This window comes from Planktothrix sp. FACHB-1365, from assembly GCF_014697575.1.
Lineage (GTDB): Bacteria > Cyanobacteriota > Cyanobacteriia > Cyanobacteriales > Microcoleaceae > Planktothrix.
On sequence record NZ_JACJSC010000035.1, the window covers coordinates 23,487 to 49,748 of the forward strand.

A 26,262-nucleotide genomic window follows, 5' to 3' on the forward strand; every position below is an offset into this window, starting at 1 on the left:
AGCGTTAAAGATTACAATCTACAAGCCTTGATGCCAGAGAAGAAATACCCCTCCACCCCCCACTTCCAACGCCCCATAACCATCTACCCCACCATAAAAACGGGAGGTGTCCCCTTGGAGTTCTCAGATCGAATTTAAGATCTTGATAATGCAACCAATTTCCAGAAACACGCCAACCGACTTGATCACCAAATGCGTGCCAAATTTTGCTATCATAATTCCGGGTTCCTCCCAGACTTTGATAGATTTCCTTTTGTACCGAAAAACCAAAGCGTCCATTGCTATATTTTAACCACAGTTGATCAAGGGTGCGTAAATCCTCACAGGGAAAATTATCAATATCTTCTTCCTCTAACCATCCCTCCTCTATTCTTCCCATGACTTCACACATTTTATGAGCCGTTTCTTCGTCAGCTTCTTTCCAATTTTTGGCTTTTAAAAGTTGTTCTAAATGATAATAATTAATTCCTCTAGCTGACTTTAATTCTACATCTGGTTCTGCTACCCGTTGCAATATCGGTTGCGATATCGGTTTTGTTTTTAAGGGTAGATGCTTTAAAACTTCTTGAGCCGTTTGAAAGCGGTTATTAGTTGCCTGTTGTAACAGTTTATCTAATACCTGACCCAAAGACTCATTGACGGGAACTGTTAAATAATCTCGCCATACCCATCTGCCTTTAAAAACATCAAATAAATCAAAGGGTTCAACATTGGTTAAAAGATGAACACAAGTGACTCCTAAACTATATAAATCACTGGCAAAAGTCGGTTTTCCGACCGCTTGTTCTGGGGCGAGATATCCTGAAGAACCCCTAACAGTTCCTGTTACTGATAACGGCGTGGGGGTAATTGCTTTGGAAACTCCAAAATCCACTAAAAATAATTTATGATTCCCCTGTCTTTTAATAACATTTTCTGGTTTAATATCTTGATGAATACAATTATGTTTATGGATAACTCCTAAAACGGGTAATAAATGCGCTAACAAAGTCATGATTTTAGTTTCTGAAAATGCTCCATGTCGCGCTAAGTTTTGGGCTAAATTTTGTCCGGCAATATATTCTTGAACTAAATATTGATGATGATCTTGAATAAAATAATCTAATAATTCAGGAATTTGCTGATGTTTTCCTAAATGTTTTAATCGAATCGCTTCTTGTTTAAAGAGTTCCCCAGCTTTTTGTTGAACATTCGGGTCTTGAACTTGCCAAAAAGATTGTTTAATCACACAATAGGGTTGAGAAGGTTTCTCTGTATCAAATGCTTGAAATGTTAAATCAAAACTGCCTTGCCCTAATATTTTTAAAGCCAAATATCGGTCTTTTAATAGTAATTTAGAACCGCACTTTTGACAAAAAATTGTGGTGTTGGGATTAGGTTGTAAGCAATTGGGATTAAGACAGTGACTCATAGTTAAGTCTGGGGATAAGGAGCTCCTGACTTCATTCTAGCAGTCAATGGTTTTGCTGGTATCAAGAAATTCAAGAAACCGGGTTTCTGCAATAGCAAAAGCTATTAACAGTCAGGGCAATTGAGAAACCCGGTTTGTGACCTAATATCTATCCTAAAATTGTAATATTGGGATCATCCGCAACAAAGTTAGCTGCGGTGAGTTGAACCGGGGTTATCCCTTGTACTAACCCATAATAGGTGGTTCCTGATTGAATGGCTGTAGATGCTAATGCTGTACTTCCATCCACTTGTACGGTGACAGCCGTTAAGGTTAGTTGGGCAAAGGTTATCCCAGTGGGTAACATGATTTTATCGGTTCCGGTGAGAAAATCGGTGATTAAATCAGCTTGATTTAAGCTGGTGGTGGCGACGGACGCTCCGGGTAACACGAAGATATCTGCATCAGCCCCACCCGTCAGTTTATCTTGATCTGCATCGCCAATCAAGTAATCTGTACCTGCACCACCATCTAAGACGTCTGCACCTTTGCCCCCTCGAATAATATCATTTCCCACACCTCCCAATACGGTATCATTGTCCAAGTTGCCATTGAGTAAGTCATCTCCCTCTTGACCATCGAGGTTATCTGACCCTTTGCCGCCGCGAATGGCTGTACGAATGGTATTGGCTGGAATGGTTACAGTGCGATCGCCATCATTCCCGCCACCCGCTAAAATAACATCAGCCCCTAAATTGCCATTAATATTGTCGGCTGATGCGCTTCCTACAACGAAATCATTTCCATTTAAGGCTTGAATATACAGGTTAGCAGCCGTTGCGGGGACAAAAACATTATCAGCAGCGTTAGTAAACACATAGGATGTAATTCCTTGGTCAACAAACACGGTATTTCCACCCCCGGGTGCGGGAACATCTGGCCCAGGATCACTCACAGAGGCGGTTGGTGTTGTCCAGGTAACATTAGAGGTTGGAGGGGGTGCGGTATTGGGAATATTAGAATTGAGAATATCTTCCCCTTTCAGATTAACAACATTTTCAATTAACCCAATTCCTGCGGTTTTTGCTGTTGTATCCGCATAAAAATCAACAATTAATAAATCTTGAGTCGCATCAATTTTGCCATCAATATTTAAGTCAATCGCCAGGTTTTTTCCTTGTCGTTCTAAACCATAACCGGTTGTACTTGGTGCCGAAAGTAACAAGGTGACACCCGGAATAAAAAGACTGTCTGCACTTCCTCCGGTATCTTGAATTTGAGTACCATTTCCCGTTGTAGTAACGGTGTAGAAATCATCGCCTAAACCCCCTTGCAGGGTATCTTTCCCCCCGGCTCCAATTAAATTATCACTGGCAGCCCCCCCAATTAAAATATTATCGCCTGCGGCTCCTGTTAAATCATTAGGAATACCCGGAGCACCAATTATATTTTCAATCGGCCCGGTAATATTATCAGTAGCAATGACAACAAAAGCAGCATCTAAAACTTCACCTTTTGTTGTTAAATTAGCTGTAATTCGAGCCGCTCCCGTCGGAGAAATGGGGGTAACGTTTAAATAGGAAAGGGTATCATTCCCATCTCCCCCATCAAGATTATTCGTACCTAAACCGCCAACAAAAATATCATTTCCTTCACCACCAATGGCGTTATCATCTCCTTCTCCTAAATCGATATAATCGTTTCCTTTTCCCCCATCACCAATATCGTTCCCTTTACCACCAACGATAGTGTCATCTCCTAAATCCCCAATGGCATAATCATTTCCATCTCCTAGATTAATACTATCGTTCCCATCTCCACCATTAATGGGATTATCATCTCCGGCTCCAGCATCAATGGTATCATTTCCGGCTCCACCATCAGCTTTATCAGCCCCATTCAATAACAAAATGGTATCATTTCCAGCTAAATCAGATTCTTGAATCATAATCAGGGGATTCAGAATTTGACCATCTTTAGTGATACTAGCCAATGGGAAAGCACCAATTTGAAGAACGTCACCTAAATCTGTTCCTTGAAAAATAGCCATATTATTGTTACTCTCTTTTTGGGTAGAAAATACAAAATCTAACTCAAACCTAATTAAAATATCCTTACCTGTCAAGCGAAGTCAGAACTTTAATTATAAAATTGAGATAGATTCTATCCTGTTAATCAACTTGAATAAATTGATGAGTTAACCCCCCAGGGAATACATTAGCAATAAATCCCAGCAATTGATTAGACTGAATAACAGTAATTAAAGTTCCAGGGCTTCCACTGAGAATAGTAGAAGTAAGAATAATATTAGTTTGACTCAAACCATCGGTTAAACCGATTCGATCTTCCCCAACAATAAAATCTGTAATAATATCAACAGTATTAATATGACTCACCGCCGCACTCACTGGAAGAATAAAAATATCATTTCCTGAATTTCCCGTTAGCAAATCTTGTCCTAGGTCGCCACTTAACACATCATTGCCTTCGCCACCTATCAAGTTATCATTCCCTTGTCCTCCGAATAGAAAATCATTCCCGTCTTGACCCTGGAGAACATCATTCCCTTGTAATCCTTGCAAAGTATCATTCCCCTCTTTTCCCGTTAACTGATCATGACCCGATGTTCCCTGTAATAATTCTCCACTGGAGGTTACTAAAGGTGGAATAATTAGTGTTGTCGAGTCAAAATAGACATCTTCCAAAATTGGGTTAGCGATGATAGGGGGTACAATAATCCCTTGGGTCACAGATTCCAGACTCGGTGGGTTTAATCCCCCAATATTGATAATCGCAGCGCCATTGTCATTAACAAAAAACACAGACATTTTTTAAGCTCAAGCAATCTTGAGAACTGTATGGGGTCTACGTTACTATTTTCCACTTTCTCTTGAAGTTTTATGAAACTATTAATTAGTAATGATGATGGGATTTTTGCCCAAGGAATCCGTAGTTTAGCCAATGGTTTAGCCCAAGGGGGTCATGAGGTGACGGTGGTTTGTCCTGATCAGGAACGATCAGCAACAGGTCATGGTTTAACGTTACATCATCCGATTCGGGTTGAACAGGTCAAGGATATTTTTGAACCTTCTGTGACCGCTTGGGCTTGTTCGGGAACTCCCGCCGACTCGGTGAAAGTGGGACTATTTGGTATTTTAGAGAGCCCTCCCGATTTGGTGTTAGCGGGAATTAATCATGGGCCTAATGTTGCAACGGATATTCTTTACTCAGGTACCGTTTCGGCTGCGATGGAAGGGTTAATTCAGGGTATTCCCAGTATAGCTTTTAGTTTAGGAAGTTATACTTCACGGGAGTTTCAAGGCGCCGTTGAATTTGCTCAAAAGTTAATTCAAGCTTTAGAAAAAAATCCTTTACCAGAACCCATGTTACTTAATGTTAATGTTCCGGGTGTTTTGTCGTCAGAGATTCAAGGAGTGATGATTACTCGTCAAGGCATTCGTCGTTATGTGGATATTTTGGAAAAACGCCTTGACCCTAGAGGAAAAACCTATTATTGGCTTACCGGAGAATTAATGGAGGATGTGGAACTGTTAAATACACCCTCTGAATTTGATGAGTTTATCACTGATGTTCATGCCTTGCGTCAAGGTTTCATCACCATTACCCCATTGCAATATAACCTTACCCATGTTACAGAATTACAAAAATTACAAATTGCGTCAGAGACTCTTGCTGGAGAAGTTCTTCTCTACAAATGTTAACGTTTCTCAATGATACACTCTCTCTCCTTAGAGGTAGACTAGAAGTAATAGAAAGCAGAAACATATCCTACTGCCCAAGCTGTTGCAATGTTCTCCAGTTTCAATGAACCCTTAGTTTTCTACGTTTGAGTCCAGTTGTTATGAACGCAGATACCTTTAATGCTCATTCTGTTACTTGCCCCATTTGCCATCATACTAGCATTTTGCCTTCAGTAGGAATGTTAGGTGGACTCTTTACCTGTCCTCACTGCCATACCCATTTTGTGATGAGCAGAAGTGGTCATTATGTAAGAGATCCCTTTTGTCTTCAGCAGTGTGCGGTTGCCCAAATGCTGCGACGGCAAAGTCATCCTTTTGCCCGAATTCGACGGGATTTAAGTTTAACAAAAGGATTACCCCTTTTAGCGGTGATTAGCAGTCTTTTATTTCTCGGAATAGTTGTTACGATTAACGAAAAAGTTACCTTAAATAATCAAACCCTTGATTCTCAAGTCGAATCTTCCCCTAAATCTTCTTCATCTGATCCTTATTAATAATTTCTATCACAAAACTTAATTCTATTGTTGTAAACTCCAAACCTTTTAATTGGGGTTGACGATTAACAATTTATTGTCAACCGTCAACCTTAATTAAAAACTAATCGTTAAATAACCGTTTTGGAATTTAGCCCCGGTAACAGGTTTTCCAGTTAAGGCAGGGGGGAGGAAGATATTTCGCCGTTGATCTCCGGCTTCTATCGTGACTTCTGGGCCGTATTGTGTGAGCTTGACTTGTTTTTTATCAAAACTGGGTAAGAACAAGCTAACCTTGCGCTCATTCACATCAATATTAATCGGTTTGGGAGCTCGTTGCGCTTGGGTAAAATCGGGTAAAGCGTCGATGATGGGTTGCCAGTTTGGACTGGAAGATTGGGGAATCAGACTCACGGCTAAGGGCTCAAAGGCTTCTGTAATTGATCCGGTGAGTAAGCTTTGATTTAACAGTACCCCCCCAACGGTTAACCCCACCTGTTGAGCACTTCCCCATAAATATCGGGCTGTTGCGATCGCAACTTCATCTTGGGTCGTGACTAAATAAGCCGCCACTCGGTTCGGATCAGACACGGCCGCTTTTCCTTGATCCAAGATATTATTCATTTCTTGAGTCGGTTGAGCAAAGGTATCCCCAGAAATATCAATATTGAGAATACTGCTGGCGATGGGTTGTACAAAGGGAGATAAGGTTTTCCCTAAGTCCGACTCCATAAACACATTGCGAAAACGGCGAAGATACCAGCTTAAAATTTCTGGCATTCCCAACATTCTCAGGGTGTCTTGACTGGCTAACCCATCATAAATGATCACATCATAATCGCCACTTTTGTCATATTCCCGAATGGCATTTAAGGCCAGGGCACTGTCCATCCCTGGTAAAACCCCCAATTCCTGACCATAAACGTTCCTAAAAAAGGGAGTCCGAACATATTGGCTTTCTAGCTTTTTAAGCTCTTCCCAACTGCGTTCGAGTAATACTGCACTTTTGAGTTGAACGGCTTTTAAGTTCGTCGTGATGGCTGTTGGATCACAACCGACTTCCGTTTCTAGCAACAGGTGACAGGCGGGACTATTATCTTGTTCGACGAACAACACTCGCTGACCCCTAGCCGCCAATTGTTTAGCCGCTGCGATCGCCAATATTGTCCGACCTGTACCACCTTTGCCCAAAAATGTTAATGTCAGGGCCATTGATTATTTCCTAATCTCGCTCAGGGAAACTTGATCATGCGATCGCCCTTGATCCTATCGCAAGTTTTTTGAAAATTAACTTGACCAAGGGAAGGATAGTTGACAAAAGCTTCAAGAGGATGATCGACAACAGCCTAATATTACAGGATGCGGATCATCCCCTGAGAATTATTCCGTCCCGCAGTGGGGGGCAGATTAGCGAGAAACTTCTAGCTCATCTTCAAAGAACCAGGTTGATGTTTTGTTATCGAGTTGAACAATAAAACCAACTCCATTCCCGTCAACTATTTTAAATTCTTTGACGGTTCCAAAGGGATTTTGCTTTAACTGATCGACAACATCGTTAGGGACTCGCTCTCTGATTCGGCGAACCTTGACTCTTTGACCAATTTCGATTGACACGTCCGGTGTTCTCCTTGGGGTATTAACCAATTCATTTACTCTAATATGAGTTTACCTGATTTAAGAAGGCAGTCCATTAACAATCAAGATCGTCTGGGGAATCTACTCAGACATGATAGTATTTCTTAATTCTTGCTGTTCTTCGATAATTTGATCCTGGGGATCTCCCATTTGGATTTTCTCGATTCACGCTTAGATGTATGATGATGAAAAACAACAATAAATTGGCGATCGCCTTCAGCTTTTGTCTATTTTGGGCTCAGGGGATGCTGACACCCCAGACCTTTGCTCAACGCAGTCGGATCGCTACTGCGACTATTTTACTTTTTTTTACGCTTTTATCGGCTGAGTCCTTGGCTTTTCCTCTGGCTCAAACCCCTCCTGTATCCGAATCTTCTGTACAGGAACAAGACATTCAAGATTTAGTTGAAACTCAAGTTGATAATACATTTCGTCGTCATCTATCATTATTAAGTTTGGTTTTACTGTTGTTACTCCTGTTGAATACAATTGCCGCCTGTGGGGTTTGGTTTTTGTTGAAAAAATTAGCCAAACAAACAGCGTCCGCAGAACAAGAGATCGAAAGTTTAAAAGTGGATACCCTCACGGAAATGGAGCGGGTTCTAATGGAGGCTAGACAAGTTTTATATCAATTGCAACATAAAAATGATTTAGCCCATGAAACCTTACAAACCCTAACGACTCAAACTCCCTTACCTGTGATTGAAGCGGTCTGGGTTGAACAGCCTAAAAATTCGGGAGTTCCGACTAAAATTCAAACTGAATCTTTACCTGAGAGTAACGGAATTTCTATTCCATCGGAACCTGAGATTTCAACCCATCCTGCGACGGAAATTTTAATTCCAGTTCAGTTTTCTTCTTCCCCAGAATCAGAAAATAATCAAACCTTTACTCTTGCTAAACTTGAGCCTCAATCTTCTGTTATATCTGAACCGGAAACCCCTACTACGGAATCTCCTGTTTCTACTGAGGAAGAACAACTCAAACAAGCGGTTTGTATGGCTAAACAAGGAGATAAGTTATTTTTAGAAGGTCAGTTAGAAACGGCAATTCAACATTATGATGAAGCCTTAAAACTTCAACCCGATTTAGCTGAGGTTTGGAATAATCGAGGTGTTGCTTTAACACGATTACAACGGTATCATGAAGCGATTGTATCTTATGAAAGGGCTATTCAATTACGAGGTCATTATGCCGATGCGTGGAATAATCGTGGGGTCGCTTTAGGAAAGCTCAATCATTATGATGCCGCAATTTTATCCTATCAACGGGCAATTGAATTAAAACCAAATTATATGGATGCGTGGAATAATTGTGGCTTTGCTTTAGCTAAAGTTAAAAAGTACGATGAAGCTATTTCTTCCTATAATCAAGCGGCAAAAATTCGTCCTGATTTTTATCGAATTTGGTATAATAAAGCTCGGTGTTATGCTCTTCAAGAAAAAGTTGAGTTGGCCCTGGAAAATTTAAAACGGGCAATTCGGTTAAATCCTGATGTTTGTAAAAAGTTAGTTAAACGGGAAACAGATTTTGATCTAATTCGACAGGATGAAAAATTCCAACAGTTAAATTTTGACTCTTAATGATTGAATTTCCATGAATATATTCCAAGTTTTTTTTACTTTTTTATCTTCTTATTTAAGCTTGTTTCCTGTTTATTTTTGTGAGTTTAAATCTCATGAATTTAGACCTTTAATTGAGAAAAATTTTACCTTGAAAACCTCTAAAATTAGCGATCGCATTTTTATCCGAGAGTTAATTGAAAATGAAGTTTCTCGAAGTCTCAGACGGGTTAATCCTTTATTAACAGCTTGGATTTTATTAGCTGTTCTTGTTCCGACTGCTAGTGTTTTTAGCATTTTAATCTTATTTTTTAAAGTCACCCAAGACAGTCGCAGATGTTCTCAACAGTTAGATGCGTTAAAAGATGATTTTATCCCTGACTTTTATGCTCGTATTGCGGAAGCTCAGGATATTGTTTATGATCTTCAAGATTCTTTTCAAGTCACGGAAGCAACCCTCCAAGGAATTCAAGATAAATTAGATTCGCTTTCAACTCAAGATGATGATTTAGAAGAATATACCGTAGAAGATGATAAACACAGACTCAGAAATCGACGAGTTACCCCCTCTAAAAGTTAAATTCCTATTCATTGAAATTCTTGAGTCTTATGCAGCCGGCACTGTGACAGAATTAAAAGATAGTTATCTCAATGTTAAGGCTAGAAACACCGGGAATAAAACAGTAATTATTGAAATGCAAGTGATTAACGTTCCTGCTTTAAAAATTTTTAGATTCTCTCTTTCAAAGATCTTAGTAAAACTAAACATATTTTAACATGAGTTCAATGAGTTAAGTTTTAGTAAAATCAGTGTTCACTCAATCCCAGACGCTATAAATGTTTTGCGTTCAGGAAATTAGGGAAAAGAGGAACAGTAGAAAAAGTAAATTAATTATAAAGAAATCGGTAGCTATTGTTAAGTATGATACAATTTTCTGTGTTCTGCATATATAGCAGAAAAAAATATCTGACTAACTCAGGAAAAAACTAATGATGGCGACAGAACGTTTCAAAAAATTTACAATTTTGCATTCAAATGATATGCACGGAGACTTTCTCGCAGAAGCCAAGAGTGGAGAAGGTAATCTAATCGGGGGATTATCGCTGCTTTCTGGATATATCAATAAAGTCCGTCAAGAAGAGAAAAATGTGCTTTACACGATTTCTGGAGATATGCTCCAAGGCTCGATGATTGATACGGAATTTAAGGGACTTTCAACAATAGAAATTATGAACTACCTAGCTCCAAATGTAGTGACGCTGGGTAATCATGAATTGGATTATGGATTCCCGCATTTATTGTTTCTGGAAAAGATGGCAAATTTTCCAATCGTTAATGCTAACTTGTATATTAAAAAGTACGGCAAACGATTGATGAGCCCCTATCTAATCCTGAATGTAGATGGATTTGATATCATGTTCATCGGGATCGTGACTGAAGAAGTTTTAAAAGCTTTAAAACTAGACACAAGTATTAGTACATTTGTGGGTTTGGAAGATGCCGCAGCCGAAGTTGGTAAAATTTGCAATACTTACAAAAATGAAGATATTGACCTAACAATTCTCTTGACCCACATTGGTTTTGAAGAAGATAAAAAACTAGCGACGATGCTAGATCCAGCATGGGGTGTAGATATGATCATTGGCGGACATTCCCATACTTTTTTAGAACAACCTGCACAGGTTAACAACATTTTGATCGCACAAGCTGCGGTAGGAACAGATCAAATTGGACGTTTCGACATTGTAGTAGATGATGATACTAACAGCATTGTGGAATGGAAATGGGAACTGGTTCCTATAAATAACACTGTTGCAGAGCCGGATGTTGTTTTGGAAAACTTTATCGCAACTTATAAAGAAGAAGTAGATCGCAAATATAACCGAATTATTAGTCGATTATCACGTGAACTGATTCATCCTAGCCGTGAAGTCGAAACTGCATTGGGTAACTTAATCACCGATGTTTTAGCCCAAACCGATTTGATTGATGTTGTTTTGATCGGAAGTGGTTCGATCCGGGGTACAAAATTAGGGCCTTTGGTCACTTTAGGCGATTTGAAAAAAACTTATCCTTACGATGGGCCCCTTTATAAAGTGAAAATTACTGGGCTACAGATGAAAAACATATTTAGCTATATTATGAGACCCGAGAACAGAATCCCTGGTGAAGGGAATTGTTTCCAGGTTAATAAAGGCATTCAGGCAATTTATAATGAAGCTGAGAAAAAACTAGACTCTCTCAGCATTAATGGAAACCCTGTACAAGACGATGCACAATATACGCTTTGTCTCCAGGAATATCATTACAAAAATTCAGTGATCAGTCTCAATATGAAACCTGAAGAGCTAGGTACTCCCAAGGTCGTGACCACATCGGCTCAACAAGTTCTGGAAGAATATCTAAGTTCTCATCAACTTTTAGATAACGAAGTTGAAGGAAGATTAGTCTACCAATAGGTCGGATTTCAGAATCAGATTGGGGACGAGTAATCACTCAAGTTTCTACTGATCAAACCGCACACCATGAACGTGAGTTTGATAGAGTGCGATCGCCTAGTCAGTGCCTGTCGGATCAATCTTTTATAGGGTTGTGAGGAACAATCAAATCAAAACCCCAGGGAATCTGTAGGCGATCGCATCTGATTAAAAAATCTCTGCCAAATTGAACATACCCGGCATCGAAAAGTTTACACCCTCGCCTGTCTAATCCCCTGACTACTCCACAGGCTCAATACCAGCAGCACGAAGTTGAGCGATTAATTTCTCAGCCCGTTGACGTTCCTGATCAGCCCGTTGACGTTCCTGCTCAACTCGTTGACGTTCCTGCTCAACTCGTTCAGCACCCCACAATAGTAAATTTCCCTGCTCATCCCACCAGCGCAACCAATAGCCTTGACGGTTTTGGCGGTTTCCTTCCCATACCCCCAAAAACAACTGCATTTCTGCTATCCAAAACCAGCCTTGCTCATTTGCTGACTCCAGCCAATAGCGTTGATTATCCCCGAAACGGTAGAGTTCTAAAATTCCGGTTTGGAGGTCAAAAATTCCATAATTGGGTACTTTCAAAACCTGTTCATAGAAGAAAAATTTCCCAGGAGGATAGGTTTCTTTAACGGAATATTCTCCTCCGTCAGTATCGGATAAAAACTCTAACACTAGGGCTGGAATATTCCCCTGTAAATGGGGGGTATAACTGCGAAAAACTTCTTCTCGACTAACCGTAATGGGGTGAATATAAGCCCAATCTGGAGCTTTTATCGCTAATTTACCATTAATCGTGGCACAAATCCCATAGTTTGTGGGAGTAAGGGCAGTTTCCGGTAGTTTTCCGGCAAGTTGTAAACCTTCGGTTAAGGCGGCAGCAAGGGCGGGTTGATTAATATTATCCACTGGGTCATCGGGTAGCACAAAATCATCTGGCAACTTTTCCCAAGTAATAGTGTAGTTAGGGGAGGTAGCTAACATGATTATCCGTGCAAGGGTAGTGAATTTTTATTATTATATCAATTAACGGCTTAACTGTCAACAAATTCCTCCCTATTGTCTTCAAGAAAAACAACATCTTCGTACAACAAAGAAATAGGACAATGGAAATTAACGCTGGTTAAGTGAACTTCCAAATCTGTCTCGTTGGTAGCAGTTTCTTCCAGGGAATAAGCAGTGAGTTCCCATTTTTCTTTCTCATTGAGTCGATAACAATCTACACTCATTGTTTCTGCTTCAATCAAAACATATTCTTTTAAAGTATCAATGCGACGATAATTCCTAAATTTTTTTCCCTGATCAATCTGTTCTGTGCCGGGTGACAATACTTCTACAATTAGACAAGGATGATAGACAACCTGGCGAGCTCTTTGATCTCGACTATCACAAGTGACCATGACATCGGGATAGTGAAAGGGGCCATTTTGTGAAACTCCCACTTTAGCATCTGCCATGAAGACTTTACATCCCTTACCCCGTAGGTGATTTTTGAGCGCGGAGGCGAGGTTTAAGGCAATAGAGTTATGGGGAAGAGTTCCCCCAGTCATGGCAAAGACTTGCCCATTCATGTATTCATACTTCAGGGGTTGTTGTTCTTCCCATTTTAGGTATTCCTGGGGAGTCATAAGTTGGGGTTGGGGATGAGCGAGCATCAGGTATTTATCCTTTAAATTTGACACTTCTGCTATTAAGTTGTAGATCACTTAAGTGGGCATAGCCCACCGTAAGTTTAGATATATTTTTTTAAGAATAGTTCTAACTGTTGCAGTCGGTCTGGGGGAATTTGATTCAGGGGGGTTAAGATGGCATATTTTAATGCTGAATGAGCTTCAGAAGAAGGTAAATTATCCTTTAAGCGACTGACGGTTTCTTGAATCACTTTTTGAGCATTGACGGCATTTTTATGTAAATTTTGAATCACCATTTCTACGGTGACATGATCATGATCGGGATGCCAACAATCATAATCCGTGACTAACGCTAAAGTAGTATAAGCAATTTCCGCTTCTCTGGCTAATTTTGCTTCGGTTAAATTGGTCATCCCAATAATGGTGCCCCCCCAACTGCGATATAAATTAGATTCAGCTTTAGTAGAAAAGGCTGGCCCCTCCATACAGACATAGGTTCCCGATAAATGATAATCTATATCAGGTAAATTTAAACTAGCGATCGCTTGTCCCAAAATTTTTGAAAGATGAGAACAAAAGGGATGACCGAAACCGATATGAGCCACAACTCCTTCACCAAAAAAGGTAGAATTTCGTTGATAAGTTCGATCAATAAATTGATCAGGAACAACTAAATCTAAGGGTTTAACCTCTTCTTTTAAAGACCCCACAGCCGAAGCAGAAATAATATACTCAACGCCTAAACTTTTCAGCGCGTAAATATTAGCACGATAGGGTAATTCTGTCGGTAAAAATTTATGGTTTCGTCCATGTCGAGCTAAAAATGCAACTCGCATTCCTTCTAAGGTTCCCACTAAAATTGCATCGGAAGGATGACCAAAGGGAGTATCGAGGTGTAGTTCCTCCACATCGGTAAATGCCTCCATCTTATATAATCCACTTCCCCCAATAATACCGATTTTTACTGCGCTCATTGTTCGTTTCCTTGACCAAGTTGTACTTAAGTATTGTACCGAAAATGGATCATGATTTACTCCCGAAAGTGGGGGATTTTCTTCACGGGGTTAGAATAACATCCCTTGTAAGATGTCCCCTTCTTCGTTAAGCTATTAATCAGTCATCAGTCATCAGTCATCAGTTATCAGTGAAAGAAGTTAAATTAAGACTTGACTGATTAATGATCACTGTCAACGATTTCATAACTGGTAACTGATCACTATTTACTGATAACTGATATTAGTCATCTTCTCCAACACAAAGCATGAATTGGAACTCCATTCAACAACAGAATCGTTTTTGGTCTATGAAAATCAAAAGGTTAAAATCTTTAACTCGTTCAGTTCACAATCACATTCAACGATTTAGACTCGGAAAAATTACCCGTTTTCAACGCTATTTTGCTTTATCCCTCTGTTGTGTTTTTCTAGGATTAACCTTAATTCAATTTCCCGTGCTTTCCACTTCCGTTAATATCGCTACATTCAGACAAGAACAATCGGATAATTTATTAGCTCAAGGAATTGTTAATCCTGCGAGTGGGATTAGTCATCAACGAGAATTTCGTGGGGTTTGGGTCGCTACCGTTGCCAATATTGATTGGCCGTCTAAATCTAATTTATCCGTTGATCAACAAAAATTTGAACTCATTGCCATCTTAAATCGGATGCAAGAATTAAACTTAAATGCGTTAATTCTGCAAGTTCGTCCCAATGGTGATGCGTTGTATAGTTCCAGTATAGAACCTTGGAGTGCGTGGTTAACCGGATCTCAAGGAACTCCCCCAAATCCCTATTATGATCCGCTACAATTTGCCATTGAAGAAGCTCATAAACGTAATATTGAATTACACGCTTGGTTTAATCCCTATCGCGCTAGATTAAGAGGAAATGCTCCCTTTGCACCGAATCACATGGCGTCAAGATTCCCCCAATATGCCTATCAATATGGGGATTTAGTTTGGATGGAACCCGGTGCGCGGGAAGTTCAAGATCAAACCTTTAATGTAATTATGGATGTGGTACAACGGTATGATATTGATGGCATCCATTTAGATGATTATTTCTATCCCTATCCTAAAGATGGTATTCCATTTCCTGATAGTCAAATCTATAATGCCTATCGTGCTGCGGGTGGAACATTAGGGTTAAAAGATTGGCGCCGTCAAAATGTTAATCTGATGATTAAACGCATTCATGATGGTATTAAAGCGACGAAACCTTATGTTAAATTTGGCATTAGTCCCTTTGGAATTTATCGCCCCGGCGCAGCACCTGGAACTGTAGGATTAGATCAATATGATTCTCTCTACGCTGATGTGAAATTATGGATAGAACAAGGATGGATGGATTATTTATCCCCTCAATTGTATTGGAAAATTGATCCGCCTCAACAAAGTTATCCAGTATTATTAGATTGGTGGTTACAACATAATCCCCAGCGACGTCATGTTTATACGGGAAATGCTCTGTATCGAATTGACAACGAATGGCCTGTCTCTGAACTGCAACGACAGGTGGCGATTTCTCGACAAAGATTGGCTCAATTATCTTTAGGAAATATCTTTTTTAGTATGAAGATTTTCCGCGATAATCGTCAAGGGGTTAATGATATTTTCAAAAGTGTGATTTATCCCACCCCAGCCTTAGTTCCCCCCATGCCTTGGTTGGATAATCAACCTCCTCAAACTCCCAGTGATATTCAAGTAAGTTCAGGGATGATTTCTTGGAGTCCTTCTGCTGAAACCGATATCCGCTCTTGGGCAATTTATCAACAATTTTCTAACGGTTGGCAGTTAGTTAAAGTTGTGGATAAAAATACAACTTCTATTCGGGTTAACCCTGGAAGTTATGCCATTCGTGCGGTGGATAGAATGGGGAATGAAAGCCTTGAACAAGTTGTTTCTGTGTCTTAATTCACCCGATATTAAACACAGCTTTCAACCCTAAATTGTAAAATTGTAGGGGCGAGGTCACCTCGCCCTAACACTGAGACAGAAATATAATACGAAATCCCCTTATAGATGCTACAGATGATCCCCCCCAACCCCCCTTAAAAAGGGGGGAGATGTGTAGCATACATTTAAGGATGGAATATAAGTTAGGGTAAATCAAATCATAGGTATAGAGAATCTGTAGAAATAAGATAAGTTTTTATAATTAAAATTTGATAATTATTCCGTTTTTTAAAAGATTGTCATGAAATCCTGAAATTTGATTGAGAATTTCTCTCAAGTAGTTGACGAGATTATAGGGGTTCTGATAGACTATAAAAAACACCACCCAAGGGGTTATTGTGTCTATAGGCAAAAATAGAGGCTACAACCCTGATTACACCGTCAAATATCCAGATTTTCTGACTGAATTTATGTCTGGCGATGCACGAGTTTTTTGGAAAATACCTTAAGCAGCTTAGGGGTATCTTGACAAAATCACCATTTTATGCTCAAGACTTAAATGAAAGATTAATCATCCTCTAGTTGTAGCAACTGTTCATCGAGAGTTCGTAAACGTCCTTGGACAATAGCTTCCGACAAAATCCGCTTTCGCAAAGCTTCATTGAGAACCCCTTTTTCCGCTAAGATTAAACGGCGACGAATGGCATCCAATTTACTAATATAATCGCCTGTAGAATCCTCCAACTCCCCAGAACGACGATTATAAAATTCTCGCAAAGACTTTTCTGCTCCGGCTACTTTCACCTGATAGCGTGACCGCATTTCTTCATAAACCGATTTTGGCAATATTCCCGACTTTAATAACCCTTCTAATTCATCCTGTGCAGCCTTCGCCGTAATTAATTCAGCTTGCCATTCTTCCATCTGCTCTTGAGTTGGGGAAACCGTCGATAACTTTAAACGTTTCACCACCCAAGGTAAACTTAAACCCTGGCCGACTAACGACACCAGCACACTTCCAAAAACCAGTGTAATTAGAATATCTCGTCCTGGGAGTGTCGGGGGTAAACTCAACGCTAAAGCCATAGAAAGTGAGCCTTTAATATTACCAAAAAACAGTAAATGTTGCCAACGCAACGGAATGGGACGGTCAAACCAACGAACTATTGCTAATAGGGGATAAACCGTCAAAACTCGCCCGACTTGATACGCTAAAACAGCAAGTAAAACCGCAGGTAAAGTTTGCCAGAACGTTAATAAATTGATCTCTACTCCAATTAATAGAAAAATAAAAGTATTGACCGTAAAACTCGCGTATTCCCAGAAACTCAATAACGTGATGCGACTCGAAGCGGTGGTTTGACGAGAAAGCCCCAAATTTCCAAAAATTAATCCCGCCACCACCACCGCCACCGCACCGGATACCCCTAGAAATTGTCCCGCCTGAAACGTTCCTAATGCTACGGCGACTGTTAGTAATAAACTATTAAGAGGATCATCTAAACGGGCAAATACAGGGATGGTTAAATAACCTAAAACTAACCCGACTATACTGCCTCCAATAGAGATAAATAGCAGTTGCTGGATACCGTCTTGGAACGTGAGTGAACCCGTTGAATAAACTTGTGAAATCAGATTAAAACCGACCAAAGCCGCCGCATCATTAAACAAGGTTTCTCCTTCGACAATGGTAGAGAGTCGAGAGGGAACGGGGATTTCTTTAAATACCGCAATCATGGAAACTGTATCCGTATTTGCCAGAATCACTCCAATAAATGCAGCAGGTATCCAACCTAATCCCAACCCAAATTTTAACAGAACTGCGATAATTGCACTTGAAAGAATAGCTCCTGGGCCAGCTAAAAGGGCAATGGGTTTAAAGGTACTACGGAGACGACTAACATCGGTATTAATTCCCGCATCAAAGATCAGAATCGGTAAAAATAGATTTAAAACCAGGGACGGGTCTAAACCAATGGGACGAGACATTAATTCTGTAAAGGGTAAACCCGCTAAAACTAAACCTGTAACATAAGGAATTCCTACCCGGCGCGATAATAAAGCTACAATCGTCGCAACCAGTAGGAGAATAATTGAAATCCTGACTAATTCGGTAACATCCACTCTCGATACTGGTAATAAGTTTTTGTATGATGGACTAAGATTGCCAGAAGCTAATATTGATGTCAACCCAGGATGAGGTGTTGCTATGTATGTTCTGATTGGTGGCGGTGGCTTAGTGGGGTTGAGTTTAGCTCAAAAAGTGTTAGAATTGGGGCATACTGTAGCGGTTATTGATATTGATCCGAACGCCTGTCGTTATGCACGGGAAAAAATTGGCGCAATGGCATTTGAAGGCAGTGCAGTGAGTACCGATGTGTTATTAGAAGCGGGTATTCGTAAAGCCAATTCCTTAGCGGCGGCACTTAGAAGTGATGCGCTGAACTTAGCAATGGTGACTCTGGCGAAACATTATGGCGTTCCTCATATTATCAGTCGAATGCGACACCCAGATTTTGCTCAACCTCTGCGTTTAGCGGGTGCAAATCATATTATTAGTACCGTTGAACTGGGGGTTTCTACGATGGTGAATGCCATTGAATATCCTCAAGTAGACTCGATGATGCACTTTGAGCAAGGACAAATTGAAGTCTTAAAATTAGCCATTCCGAAAAATTGTTATGTAGCGGGTCGGAGTGTGGCGGAAATTGCTCAAGATTCTCGGTTTCCAACGGGTTCTTTAATTATTGGTTATCAACCTCATCCCCAAGATGATTTAATGATTCCCAATGGGAGTACAGTTTTAGAACCGGGTTCAACGATATTGATTGTTACAAAGCCGGGAACATTACATCAAGTGATTGATTTTATTGAAGGTTATTAACGGTTTATGGTTTTAACTTGCGAGTGGGTAAATGCACCCTAGTTGATGATGATAGATGAGTAAGTATGGAGTTGTTCTACAACTGATTTCACGAAATGACTAGAATTAGATTTCTAGTTATTGCTTTTTCCAATAAAGTAGCGGTGTGATGAGAACCGCTACTCTTCTGAATTGGATGAGATAAAGGCTTAGGATATTAACGTTGTCAGACAAGTATTAACTTAAGCCTTGAGATGTTTTGACACTAATTTCAGCATCATTTCTTAGTGAGATTTGCGACGACGAGAAGCCAGCATTCCACCGAAAGCTAAACCTAAACCAGCTAATGTTGCAGGTTCGGGAACATCTTTCACTGGGGGTTTGGGGTCTCCACTTACAAAAACATCACTTCCCCCACCATCAAGTCCTTGAACGTGCATTCCAATTTGGAACTCTTTATTTGTTAAGCTTTCGATGACCGAGGCAAAGTCACCATCAAACAGTAAGCCTAACTTTTCTCCTTGATCAATCCCATTCTTACCACTACCATTAGCAGTTGTTACAAAACCAAAGAGCTCATCTTTATCCCCCCAACCATCAATATTGGTAGATTGAGCTACATCTTTATTATCCACTTTAAACTGAACAGCAGGGCCATAATTGAAATGTGATGCGCCCGAAACGAATGTCAGTAAGTCATTGGCTTTAGAGAATGTAATCTGGCTAATAAACGATGCTGCTGGGCCTAGATTTTCAAACTGGAATAGAACTTTATTGGTCTCGGTTTTGCTGACATTAAACTGGAATTGATTAACAATGCTATCTCCAGCAGTGTTTTCAGTGGGGACATTGCTAAATCCAAAGGTTTTTGTATCGAAGAGTTGAAAAGCGAAAGGATTATCAGTAATAGGAGTCACGTTTGGATTTCCAGGGTTTCCTGCATCACCCGATTTTCCTGTATCACCCGATTTTCCTGTATCACCCGATTTTCCTGTATCACCCGATTTTCCTGTATCACCCGATTTTCTTGTATCACCCGATTTTTCTGTATCACCCGATTTTTCTGTATCACCCGATTTTTCTGTATCACCCGATTTTCCTGTATCACCCGATTTTCCTGTATCAGCCGATTTTCCTGTATCACCCGATTTTCCTGTATCACCCGATTTTCCTGTATCAGCCGATTTTTCTGTATCACCCGATTTTCCTGTATCAGCCGATTTTTCTGTATCACCCGATTTTCCTGTATCACCCGATTTTCCTGTATCACCCGATTTTCCTGTATCAGCCGATTTTTCTGTATCACCCGATTTTTCTGTATCACCCGATTTTCCTGTATCACCCGATTTTCTTGTATCACCCGATTTTTCTGTATCAGCCGATTTTCTTGTATCACCCGATTTTTCTGTATCAGCCGATTTTCTTGCATCAGCCGATTTTTCTGTATCAGTAGGTTGGGCTTGTACGGGTGCTGCAACTACGGAAACGGCAACTCCAGCAGCTAATAAAGCAGAACCGATAATTGTTGATAATGTGGTTTTCATCTCAGTCTCATCCTTTATGTTTTGTACTCTAGTAGTCTGGGTAGAAACCAAAGTCTTCAATCTGGGTGTTTCTGATTTCTTTGTTCTACCTTGTTATCAATATGACAGAATCAGTTTGGGGTTGTCTATAGGTTTTTTGCCAATAGAGGTTATTTTCACAGAAGTTTTACAGTCTGTCGATACAAAGATAAAGCTATGATAAAATTCTCTATAATTACCCGGATAAAGGATGTTTAAGCTTTTTCTCTTAGGGAGAAGTTCATCAATTTTTTTAGGGATAAAATTTGTGAGTTTCAGGACAAGATAGAATAGCCCCGTGTAAAATTAAAAACCCAGTTTCTTGATGAAACTAGGTTTTTGGGGTGTACCCAAGAGGGATTACACACAACTATATATAAGTGATTTAAAATTTTATTTGAGTTGTTAAGGAGTTAACTTATCCTTAAAGATAATAGTAATTGATGTTTGAGCATAAAGTTCTACAACTGATTAGACTAGATAACTAGCATTGGATTTTCAGTTATCGCTTTTTCCAATAAAATAGCGGTGTGATGAGTACCGCTACTTTTATGAATTGGATGAGTAAAGGCTGAGGATCTCAATCGTATGAGACAAGTGTTAACATAAGCGTTGAAATGTTTTCATGAACTAATGTCAGCATCATTTCTTAGTGAGATTGACGACGACGAGAAGCCAGCATTCCACCGAAGGCTAACCCTAAACCAACTAATGTGGTGGGTTCGGGAACTTCAGCCGGAGGAGGAGTCACAGTTGTTACGTTCGCTGCAAATAAGGAAGCGTGAGAGAGAGCTTGAGCTTTACCTTGCTTGTTAGTCGAAACACCAATTGTGTTGAATACTCCATTTAAGCCTTGAGACCAATCATAATCTTTGAACAGATAAGCACTGTAGAAGTCATTGCTTTTTAAGCTGACTACAAATGTGTTGAATGTTGGTTTTGTGGTGAAACCCCAATTCCCTTCAGAATAATCATACTTTGCATTAAAACCAAACAGTCCTTTTTCACCTTCTTCCGACTTACCGCCGTATGACCAACTCACTGTTTGATTACTATTGAAATTTTCAGCAAATAAACCGTTTTGGAGTCTTGTCAGCAAAGGATTTCCTGACCCTGTATCGTTTCCTGATGAAGCACCGTCACAATCGGTAGCTTTGACCAAAGTGCCTAATGACCCTCCTATTGAGATATCAGTGTTACTACATTTATCGAGTGTACTGTTATCGCCACCGCCAGTGCTAGCAGTAGAATTGGGTTTCATACCTCCTGCTTGTGCAGGTGCAGCCATTAAGGAAACTGCAACTCCAGTCGTTAATAAAGCAGAAACAATAATTTTAGATAGTGTGGTTTTCATCTCAGCCTCATCCTTTGTATTTTAGTAGCCTCGGTAGAAGCAAGGGGTTTGAACTTGGGTGTTCTTAGTTTCCTTGTTCTACCTTGTTACCAATATGACAGAATTAGTTTAGGGTTGTCTATAGGTTTTTTGCCAATAGGGGTTATTTTTACAAAAGGTTTACAGTTTGTCAATGGAAATATAAAGCCACGATAAAATACCTTGGGAATACCTTCCTATATGATGTGTCGGCTTCATGTCTATATAAAATTTCCCTAAAGTTATTGAGACAAAAGTTGTGAGTTTGATCACAAGTTACTATCAGTATTGATCACTGTACGGGTAATAAATAATACTTTTAATTCAGTAATATCCGTAGAAAGGTGCAGATCAGCCTGATCTTTTTTTAACTGTCGGAAGTGTTTTAACATTCTATCCCTGAGAAATCCTAATTGAGAGGGTTAAACGGGGATATTGAACCCTTTGAGGGAAATTTGTTGTTGAGAGAGACTTAAGCCTTTAGATTGTAGGAGAACCCCAAAGTTTCCCAACCCCATAGGATCGATGAGAGAATGTAAGCAGTCTCGCCGTTGTAATACTTCCGAAATAGAATATTCTGAAGGTTGGGATAAAGTTGCAATGCGATCGCCTAACCCTAACGCCATTAAAAATAAAGCTTGTTGGGTAAACCCCTGGGAATGAAGGTTATAGTGTTCTCCGTAACGGTCTAAGGCGGTGAAGTTGATATGGGCGGTTAAATCCTGTTTACCAATATTAATATAGGGATCATTATGATGGCGATGTTGATAATAACATTGTAATGTTCCTTCACAACGGCTGGGGAGGTAATATCGTTGGGCGAGATAACCATAATCAATGGTTAAAATAAAGCCTTGATTGAGTTTCGACGCAACGGTTTTGATCCAGTCTAAGGCGATTAAATTAACTTCAGTTCGATAACCTTCTACATAAGCGGGAGAACATAAATCAATCTCAATTAATTTAAAATAGTCGGTGAGGTTTTTCGTTGAAAGTTCACCAATAGTTTCTTTAAATTTAACATCTGTTGAGTCTTCGGAATCTACAGTAATATAAATTTCTTGAAGTTGACGATTTTGAACAATAACTTGATGGACGGGAAAAGCATCAACTAATTCATTAGAGAAAAAGCAACCTTTAATTCCTTCATTTTGAAGCGTCTCTAAATCACACCATTGAATTGATAAGTTAAGATTCAACTGATTTTTAAGTTGTTTTTGCTGTTGTTGTTTAAGAAAGGCAGATTTTTCACAAATAATATAGTTGATTTTGCTGTAAAATTCAGGATATTGTTTTTTTAAATAGAATAAAATATCGCTGGCTAATAGTCCTTGACCTGCACCCATTTCTACTAAGGTAAAAGGGTTAGGATAATCCAGAATTTCCCACATTTGAAAAAACTGTTCTGCTAACATTTCCCCAAAATCTGATCCTAAATAGGGAGAAGTAACAAAATCTCCGGCTGCACCAAATTGAGGTTGATTAACGGTATAATAGCCGTATTCTGGGTGATATAAAACCCAGTCCATATAATCAGCAAAGGTAATTCTATGATCAGGATTTTCTATAATTTTTTGGGCTATAAAATTACATAAATTCTGATTATTTTCATAATCCATAATCAATAATTATAACAGGGAATCGGATGGAAAGTCTCAGACAGATAGAGTGTGATAATAAGCAGATATTCTAATATGAAATCCCATTATGAACGCTACAGATGATCCCCCCAACCCCCCTTAAAAAGGGGGGAGATGTGTGGCAAACATTTAAGGATGGAATATAACTATCTAACACGATTTCTATATTCATCATATTAATAATTAACTCGTTGTTGTGCTTTAGCACCCATTAAATTAAGGCTGAAGCCCAACAACGAATCGGGATTAAACAGAAACGGGTTGCGGTTGATACCGAATATTGGCATCTTTTAAGCGTTTTAAAGCTTCTCCTAAGCGATCGCAATCTGCAATTAAACTAATTCTGACATACCCTTCTCCCCCAATACCAAAAGCATTACCCGGAGTTAAAACAACACCCGTTTGTTGTAAAACCGTTAGAGCAAAATCCGTTGAATTCATCCCTGGTGGACAGGGAACCCATAAATACATGGTAGCTAAGGTTTTAGGAACCGTCCAACCTAATTCTGCTAATCCTTTAATCAGAAAATCTCGTCGGGTGCGATAGCGTTCTTGAACTTCGTGCAAATAAGAATCCGGTAAACTTAACGCCGTTTCTGCTGCCGCTTGTAATGCCGAAAATACCCCATAATCTAAATTGGTTTTTAAGGTTCTTAACCCTTGTAAAACCTTAGAATTTCCTACCGCAAATCCCACACGCCAACCCGCCATATTATAGGTTTTAGACATAGTATGGAATTCGACCCCGATTTCTTTACCCCCCGGAATTTCTAATAAACTGGTAGGTTGATAACCATCAAAAGCTAATTCCGCATAACATAAATCATGAACCAGCAGAATTTGATGTTGATGGGCAAAGGCAACAATATCTTCAAAAAATTCACGGGGGGCCGTTGCACCCGTGGGATTACTGGGATAATTAAAATAGAGAATTTTAGCTTGTTCTGCAATGGAATCAGGAATTGAACTTAAATCAATTACCCAATCATTTTCCGGCTTCAAAATCAGCGAATGAACCTTTCCTCCCGCGATGACTGGCCCGCGAAAATGAACCGGATAGGAAGGACTCGGAACTAATACTAAATCCCCCGGATTAATATAAGCTAAAGCTAAATGACCTAATCCTTCTTTTGACCCTAATAACGGTAAAGCTTCGCCATTGGGGTCAAGGAAAACGCCATAACGACGGTGATACCAATTGGTAATAGCCCGTCTAAAATTAGCAGTTCCTTCAAAGGGTGGATAGCCATGATGGGCCGGATTTCTTAATGCCTCAACGGCGGCTTCAACCACAGGTTGAGGAGTGGCGCCATCGGGGTTTCCCATGCCTAAATCAATTAAATCTAAGCCTTGTTGACGGGCGTTGGCTTTCAATTCATCTAAACGGGCAAAAACATAAGGCGGTAGGGCTTGTATCCGGTCAGCAGGGCTAATCCAATCTAATGTCATTGGTCAATGATGTTGTATGAAAACGAATAGGTTCAGGAGCAAGGAAAACAAAGAATTCAGGATTTAGGGTTCTGAATAATTGCATCTTTCACCCTGATCGGTGATTCTTTATTTTCCCCTGATACGGTCTTCTTTTTTATTTCCCTTCTTAATTCTTAATTCTGACACTCTTTAATTCTTCAGTTTGGTTTCAACAATAGGGGCTGTTGTTGATACCATTGCCGCCATTAACTGTTCGGGAACCACTTTAAAGGGTAAACGATGAATGTCAGAACGCTCATTACAAGCAACTTCGGCGGCGTGTCGCAGTTCGGCTAAGGTGATTTCTCCCATTCCCAAATCATTTAAAGTTTGGGGTAAACCTAAATCGGTGTAAAACTTTAAGAGTTGTTGTCTGGCGCTGGCGGCGAGTTGGTTGCCTTGTACCATCTCCTCTAAACGCAATTGTACTAAAATCCCAAAGGCGACTTTTTCCCCGTGTAACGTGCCATGACTCGCCGCAACATGGGTTAACCCATTATGAACCGCATGGGCAGCAACGGTGCGACATTGAGCCCCCCCAATACCGCCAATAACACCCGCCAGTAAGACCGTTGCATCCACGACTTCCTGCCATGTTTCCCCTCCGTTGTCTTGTAAGGCAATTAAGGATTTTTGTAATAAAATATCTCGCAGCACTCTGGCTTGTTGTACCGCAGCAATCATGAAGGTTTGATCGGAATGTCCACTGCTGACGGAGGCTTCATACCATTTAGCGATCGCATCTCCAATACCTGCAATTAACGTTCGTTGGGGAGCAGTTTGAATTAAGTTATAATCCAAAATTAATAAATCGGGACAGCGATCTAAACTGACATCATATAAAAATGCCCCCTCCTCAGAATAAACGTTAGAAAGGGCTGTCCAAGCGGCGCAGGTCGCCCCAGAGGTGGGGATAGTGACGATGGGGAGATGGGTTTGATGGGCGATGAGTTTGGCTGCATCCAGGGCTTTTCCGCCACCCGTCCCGATAATAAAATCGGCTTTATGGCTGCTGACGGCTTGATGTAGGGCGGTTAAGCTGGTTTCACTACAGTCTGTACCGTAGGATGCTTGGGCGCATTGGAGTTGATAACGTTCTAAAATAGGTTGTAGACTTTGAACAGTAAGACCAAGAGAGTGATCGCCCCCAATGATTAAGGGACGTTGACCAAAGCGTGCGATCGCTTCTCCTGACGCGACTAAGGCGTTATTACTGCGTAAAACTTGGGCTGGGGCAATCTTTAAACTCACAACTGAAGTGGGCGTTAGATTGGTAGTTGAAGAGGTTTGAGCCATAGCAGGTTAAGTCAATGGTGCTAAGTTTTTTACTTTACAGCATTGAGCTCTAATTTGGACAGAGGATTCTTCATCATTTTTGACCGTGCATAATAGGTTTCACCAAAGCCAGAAATGAATAGAAGCCTGGAAATTGTGAAAGAGGGCTGTGTTTATGGGTTTTAAACCGAAAAAATTATAGGATTTATGACGAGGATTTTATAAGTTAATTAATCAATTTTATCCTTAAT

The 26,262-nt window shown here is 40.1% G+C and carries 21 protein-coding genes; 7 read left to right on the forward strand and 14 right to left on the reverse strand.

Features of this window, described 5'->3' with window-relative positions; translation table 11 throughout:
• Positions 1 to 4 precede the first annotated feature (4 nt).
• From H6G57_RS24975 to H6G57_RS24985, 3 genes are all read right to left on the reverse strand, one after another.
• Entirely contained in the window at positions 5 to 1,411 is a 1,407-nt protein-coding gene (locus H6G57_RS24975; RefSeq protein ID WP_190523564.1) for a GUN4 domain-containing protein, read from the reverse strand.
• A gap of 148 nt (positions 1,412 to 1,559) precedes the next feature.
• On the reverse strand, positions 1,560 to 3,440 hold the full coding sequence (locus H6G57_RS24980) for a hypothetical protein (protein WP_190523566.1): 1,881 nt from the start codon (positions 3,438 to 3,440) through the stop codon (positions 1,560 to 1,562).
• 121 nt (positions 3,441 to 3,561) lie between these two features.
• Positions 3,562 to 4,218: a calcium-binding protein gene (locus tag H6G57_RS24985; protein WP_190523568.1), complete on the reverse strand. Its 657-nt coding sequence runs from the start codon at positions 4,216 to 4,218 to the stop codon at positions 3,562 to 3,564.
• A 72-nt stretch (positions 4,219 to 4,290) separates the two neighbouring features.
• On the opposite strand from H6G57_RS24985, the gene surE reads away from it, so the two are divergent.
• Positions 4,291 to 5,112, forward strand: coding sequence for a 5'/3'-nucleotidase SurE (gene surE, locus H6G57_RS24990; RefSeq protein WP_190523570.1), 822 nt, complete (start codon positions 4,291 to 4,293; stop codon positions 5,110 to 5,112).
• A 140-nt stretch (positions 5,113 to 5,252) separates the two neighbouring features.
• On the forward strand, positions 5,253 to 5,645 hold the full coding sequence (locus H6G57_RS24995) for a hypothetical protein (protein ID WP_190523572.1): 393 nt from the start codon (positions 5,253 to 5,255) through the stop codon (positions 5,643 to 5,645).
• A gap of 96 nt (positions 5,646 to 5,741) precedes the next feature.
• Here the strand turns inward: H6G57_RS24995 and H6G57_RS25000 are convergent, their stop codons facing one another.
• Together H6G57_RS25000 and H6G57_RS25005 are read right to left on the reverse strand one after the other, a co-directional pair.
• Positions 5,742 to 6,836: an ArsA family ATPase gene (locus H6G57_RS25000; RefSeq protein ID WP_190523574.1), complete on the reverse strand. Its 1,095-nt coding sequence runs from the start codon at positions 6,834 to 6,836 to the stop codon at positions 5,742 to 5,744.
• A 195-nt stretch (positions 6,837 to 7,031) separates the two neighbouring features.
• Positions 7,032 to 7,238: a DUF2862 domain-containing protein gene (locus H6G57_RS25005; RefSeq protein WP_190523576.1), complete on the reverse strand. Its 207-nt coding sequence runs from the start codon at positions 7,236 to 7,238 to the stop codon at positions 7,032 to 7,034.
• 206 nt (positions 7,239 to 7,444) lie between these two features.
• Between H6G57_RS25005 and H6G57_RS25010 the strand changes: the two genes are divergently transcribed.
• From H6G57_RS25010 to H6G57_RS25020, 3 genes are all read left to right on the forward strand, one after another.
• Positions 7,445 to 8,842, forward strand: coding sequence for a tetratricopeptide repeat protein (locus tag H6G57_RS25010; RefSeq protein WP_190523578.1), 1,398 nt, complete (start codon positions 7,445 to 7,447; stop codon positions 8,840 to 8,842).
• Between the two features lie 13 nt (positions 8,843 to 8,855).
• Complete coding sequence (locus H6G57_RS25015; RefSeq protein ID WP_190523580.1) at positions 8,856 to 9,401, forward strand: hypothetical protein; 546 nt, start codon at positions 8,856 to 8,858, stop codon at positions 9,399 to 9,401.
• 413 nt (positions 9,402 to 9,814) lie between these two features.
• Entirely contained in the window at positions 9,815 to 11,281 is a 1,467-nt protein-coding gene (locus H6G57_RS25020; protein WP_199314452.1) for a bifunctional UDP-sugar hydrolase/5'-nucleotidase, read from the forward strand.
• 258 nt (positions 11,282 to 11,539) lie between these two features.
• On the opposite strand, the gene H6G57_RS25025 is transcribed toward H6G57_RS25020, so the two are convergent.
• From H6G57_RS25025 to H6G57_RS25035, 3 genes are all read right to left on the reverse strand, one after another.
• The gene (locus H6G57_RS25025; RefSeq protein ID WP_190523584.1) at positions 11,540 to 12,289 is read right to left on the reverse strand and encodes a Uma2 family endonuclease; all 750 of its coding nucleotides are present in this window, start codon (positions 12,287 to 12,289) and stop codon (positions 11,540 to 11,542) included.
• Positions 12,290 to 12,339: 50 nt separating this feature from the next.
• Positions 12,340 to 12,960, reverse strand: coding sequence for a Uma2 family endonuclease (locus tag H6G57_RS25030; protein WP_190523586.1), 621 nt, complete (start codon positions 12,958 to 12,960; stop codon positions 12,340 to 12,342).
• A 77-nt stretch (positions 12,961 to 13,037) separates the two neighbouring features.
• Complete coding sequence (locus H6G57_RS25035) at positions 13,038 to 13,910, reverse strand: S-methyl-5'-thioadenosine phosphorylase (RefSeq protein WP_190523588.1); 873 nt, start codon at positions 13,908 to 13,910, stop codon at positions 13,038 to 13,040.
• 287 nt (positions 13,911 to 14,197) lie between these two features.
• Here H6G57_RS25035 and H6G57_RS25040 point away from each other — a divergent pair, with 287 nt between their 5' ends.
• Positions 14,198 to 15,847: a glycoside hydrolase family 10 protein gene (locus H6G57_RS25040; protein ID WP_190523590.1), complete on the forward strand. Its 1,650-nt coding sequence runs from the start codon at positions 14,198 to 14,200 to the stop codon at positions 15,845 to 15,847.
• Positions 15,848 to 16,396: 549 nt separating this feature from the next.
• Here the strand turns inward: H6G57_RS25040 and H6G57_RS25045 are convergent.
• Complete coding sequence (locus H6G57_RS25045; RefSeq protein ID WP_190523592.1) at positions 16,397 to 17,953, reverse strand: cation:proton antiporter; 1,557 nt, start codon at positions 17,951 to 17,953, stop codon at positions 16,397 to 16,399.
• An 85-nt stretch (positions 17,954 to 18,038) separates the two neighbouring features.
• Here H6G57_RS25045 and H6G57_RS25050 point away from each other — a divergent pair, with 85 nt between their 5' ends.
• Positions 18,039 to 18,713: a TrkA family potassium uptake protein gene (locus tag H6G57_RS25050; RefSeq protein WP_190523594.1), complete on the forward strand. Its 675-nt coding sequence runs from the start codon at positions 18,039 to 18,041 to the stop codon at positions 18,711 to 18,713.
• Positions 18,714 to 18,976: 263 nt separating this feature from the next.
• On the opposite strand, the gene H6G57_RS25055 is transcribed toward H6G57_RS25050, so the two are convergent.
• The 5 genes from H6G57_RS25055 to H6G57_RS25075 form a co-directional block, all read right to left on the reverse strand.
• Positions 18,977 to 20,236: a PEP-CTERM sorting domain-containing protein gene (locus H6G57_RS25055; protein WP_190523596.1), complete on the reverse strand. Its 1,260-nt coding sequence runs from the start codon at positions 20,234 to 20,236 to the stop codon at positions 18,977 to 18,979.
• 667 nt (positions 20,237 to 20,903) lie between these two features.
• Positions 20,904 to 21,608, reverse strand: coding sequence for a PEP-CTERM sorting domain-containing protein (locus H6G57_RS25060; RefSeq protein ID WP_190523597.1), 705 nt, complete (start codon positions 21,606 to 21,608; stop codon positions 20,904 to 20,906).
• 440 nt (positions 21,609 to 22,048) lie between these two features.
• Complete coding sequence (locus tag H6G57_RS25065) at positions 22,049 to 23,245, reverse strand: class I SAM-dependent methyltransferase (protein ID WP_190523599.1); 1,197 nt, start codon at positions 23,243 to 23,245, stop codon at positions 22,049 to 22,051.
• Positions 23,246 to 23,512: 267 nt separating this feature from the next.
• Complete coding sequence (locus tag H6G57_RS25070) at positions 23,513 to 24,715, reverse strand: aspartate aminotransferase (RefSeq protein WP_190523601.1); 1,203 nt, start codon at positions 24,713 to 24,715, stop codon at positions 23,513 to 23,515.
• 171 nt (positions 24,716 to 24,886) lie between these two features.
• Entirely contained in the window at positions 24,887 to 26,032 is a 1,146-nt protein-coding gene (locus tag H6G57_RS25075; protein ID WP_190523603.1) for an iron-containing alcohol dehydrogenase family protein, read from the reverse strand.
• Positions 26,033 to 26,262: the final 230 nt, after the last annotated feature.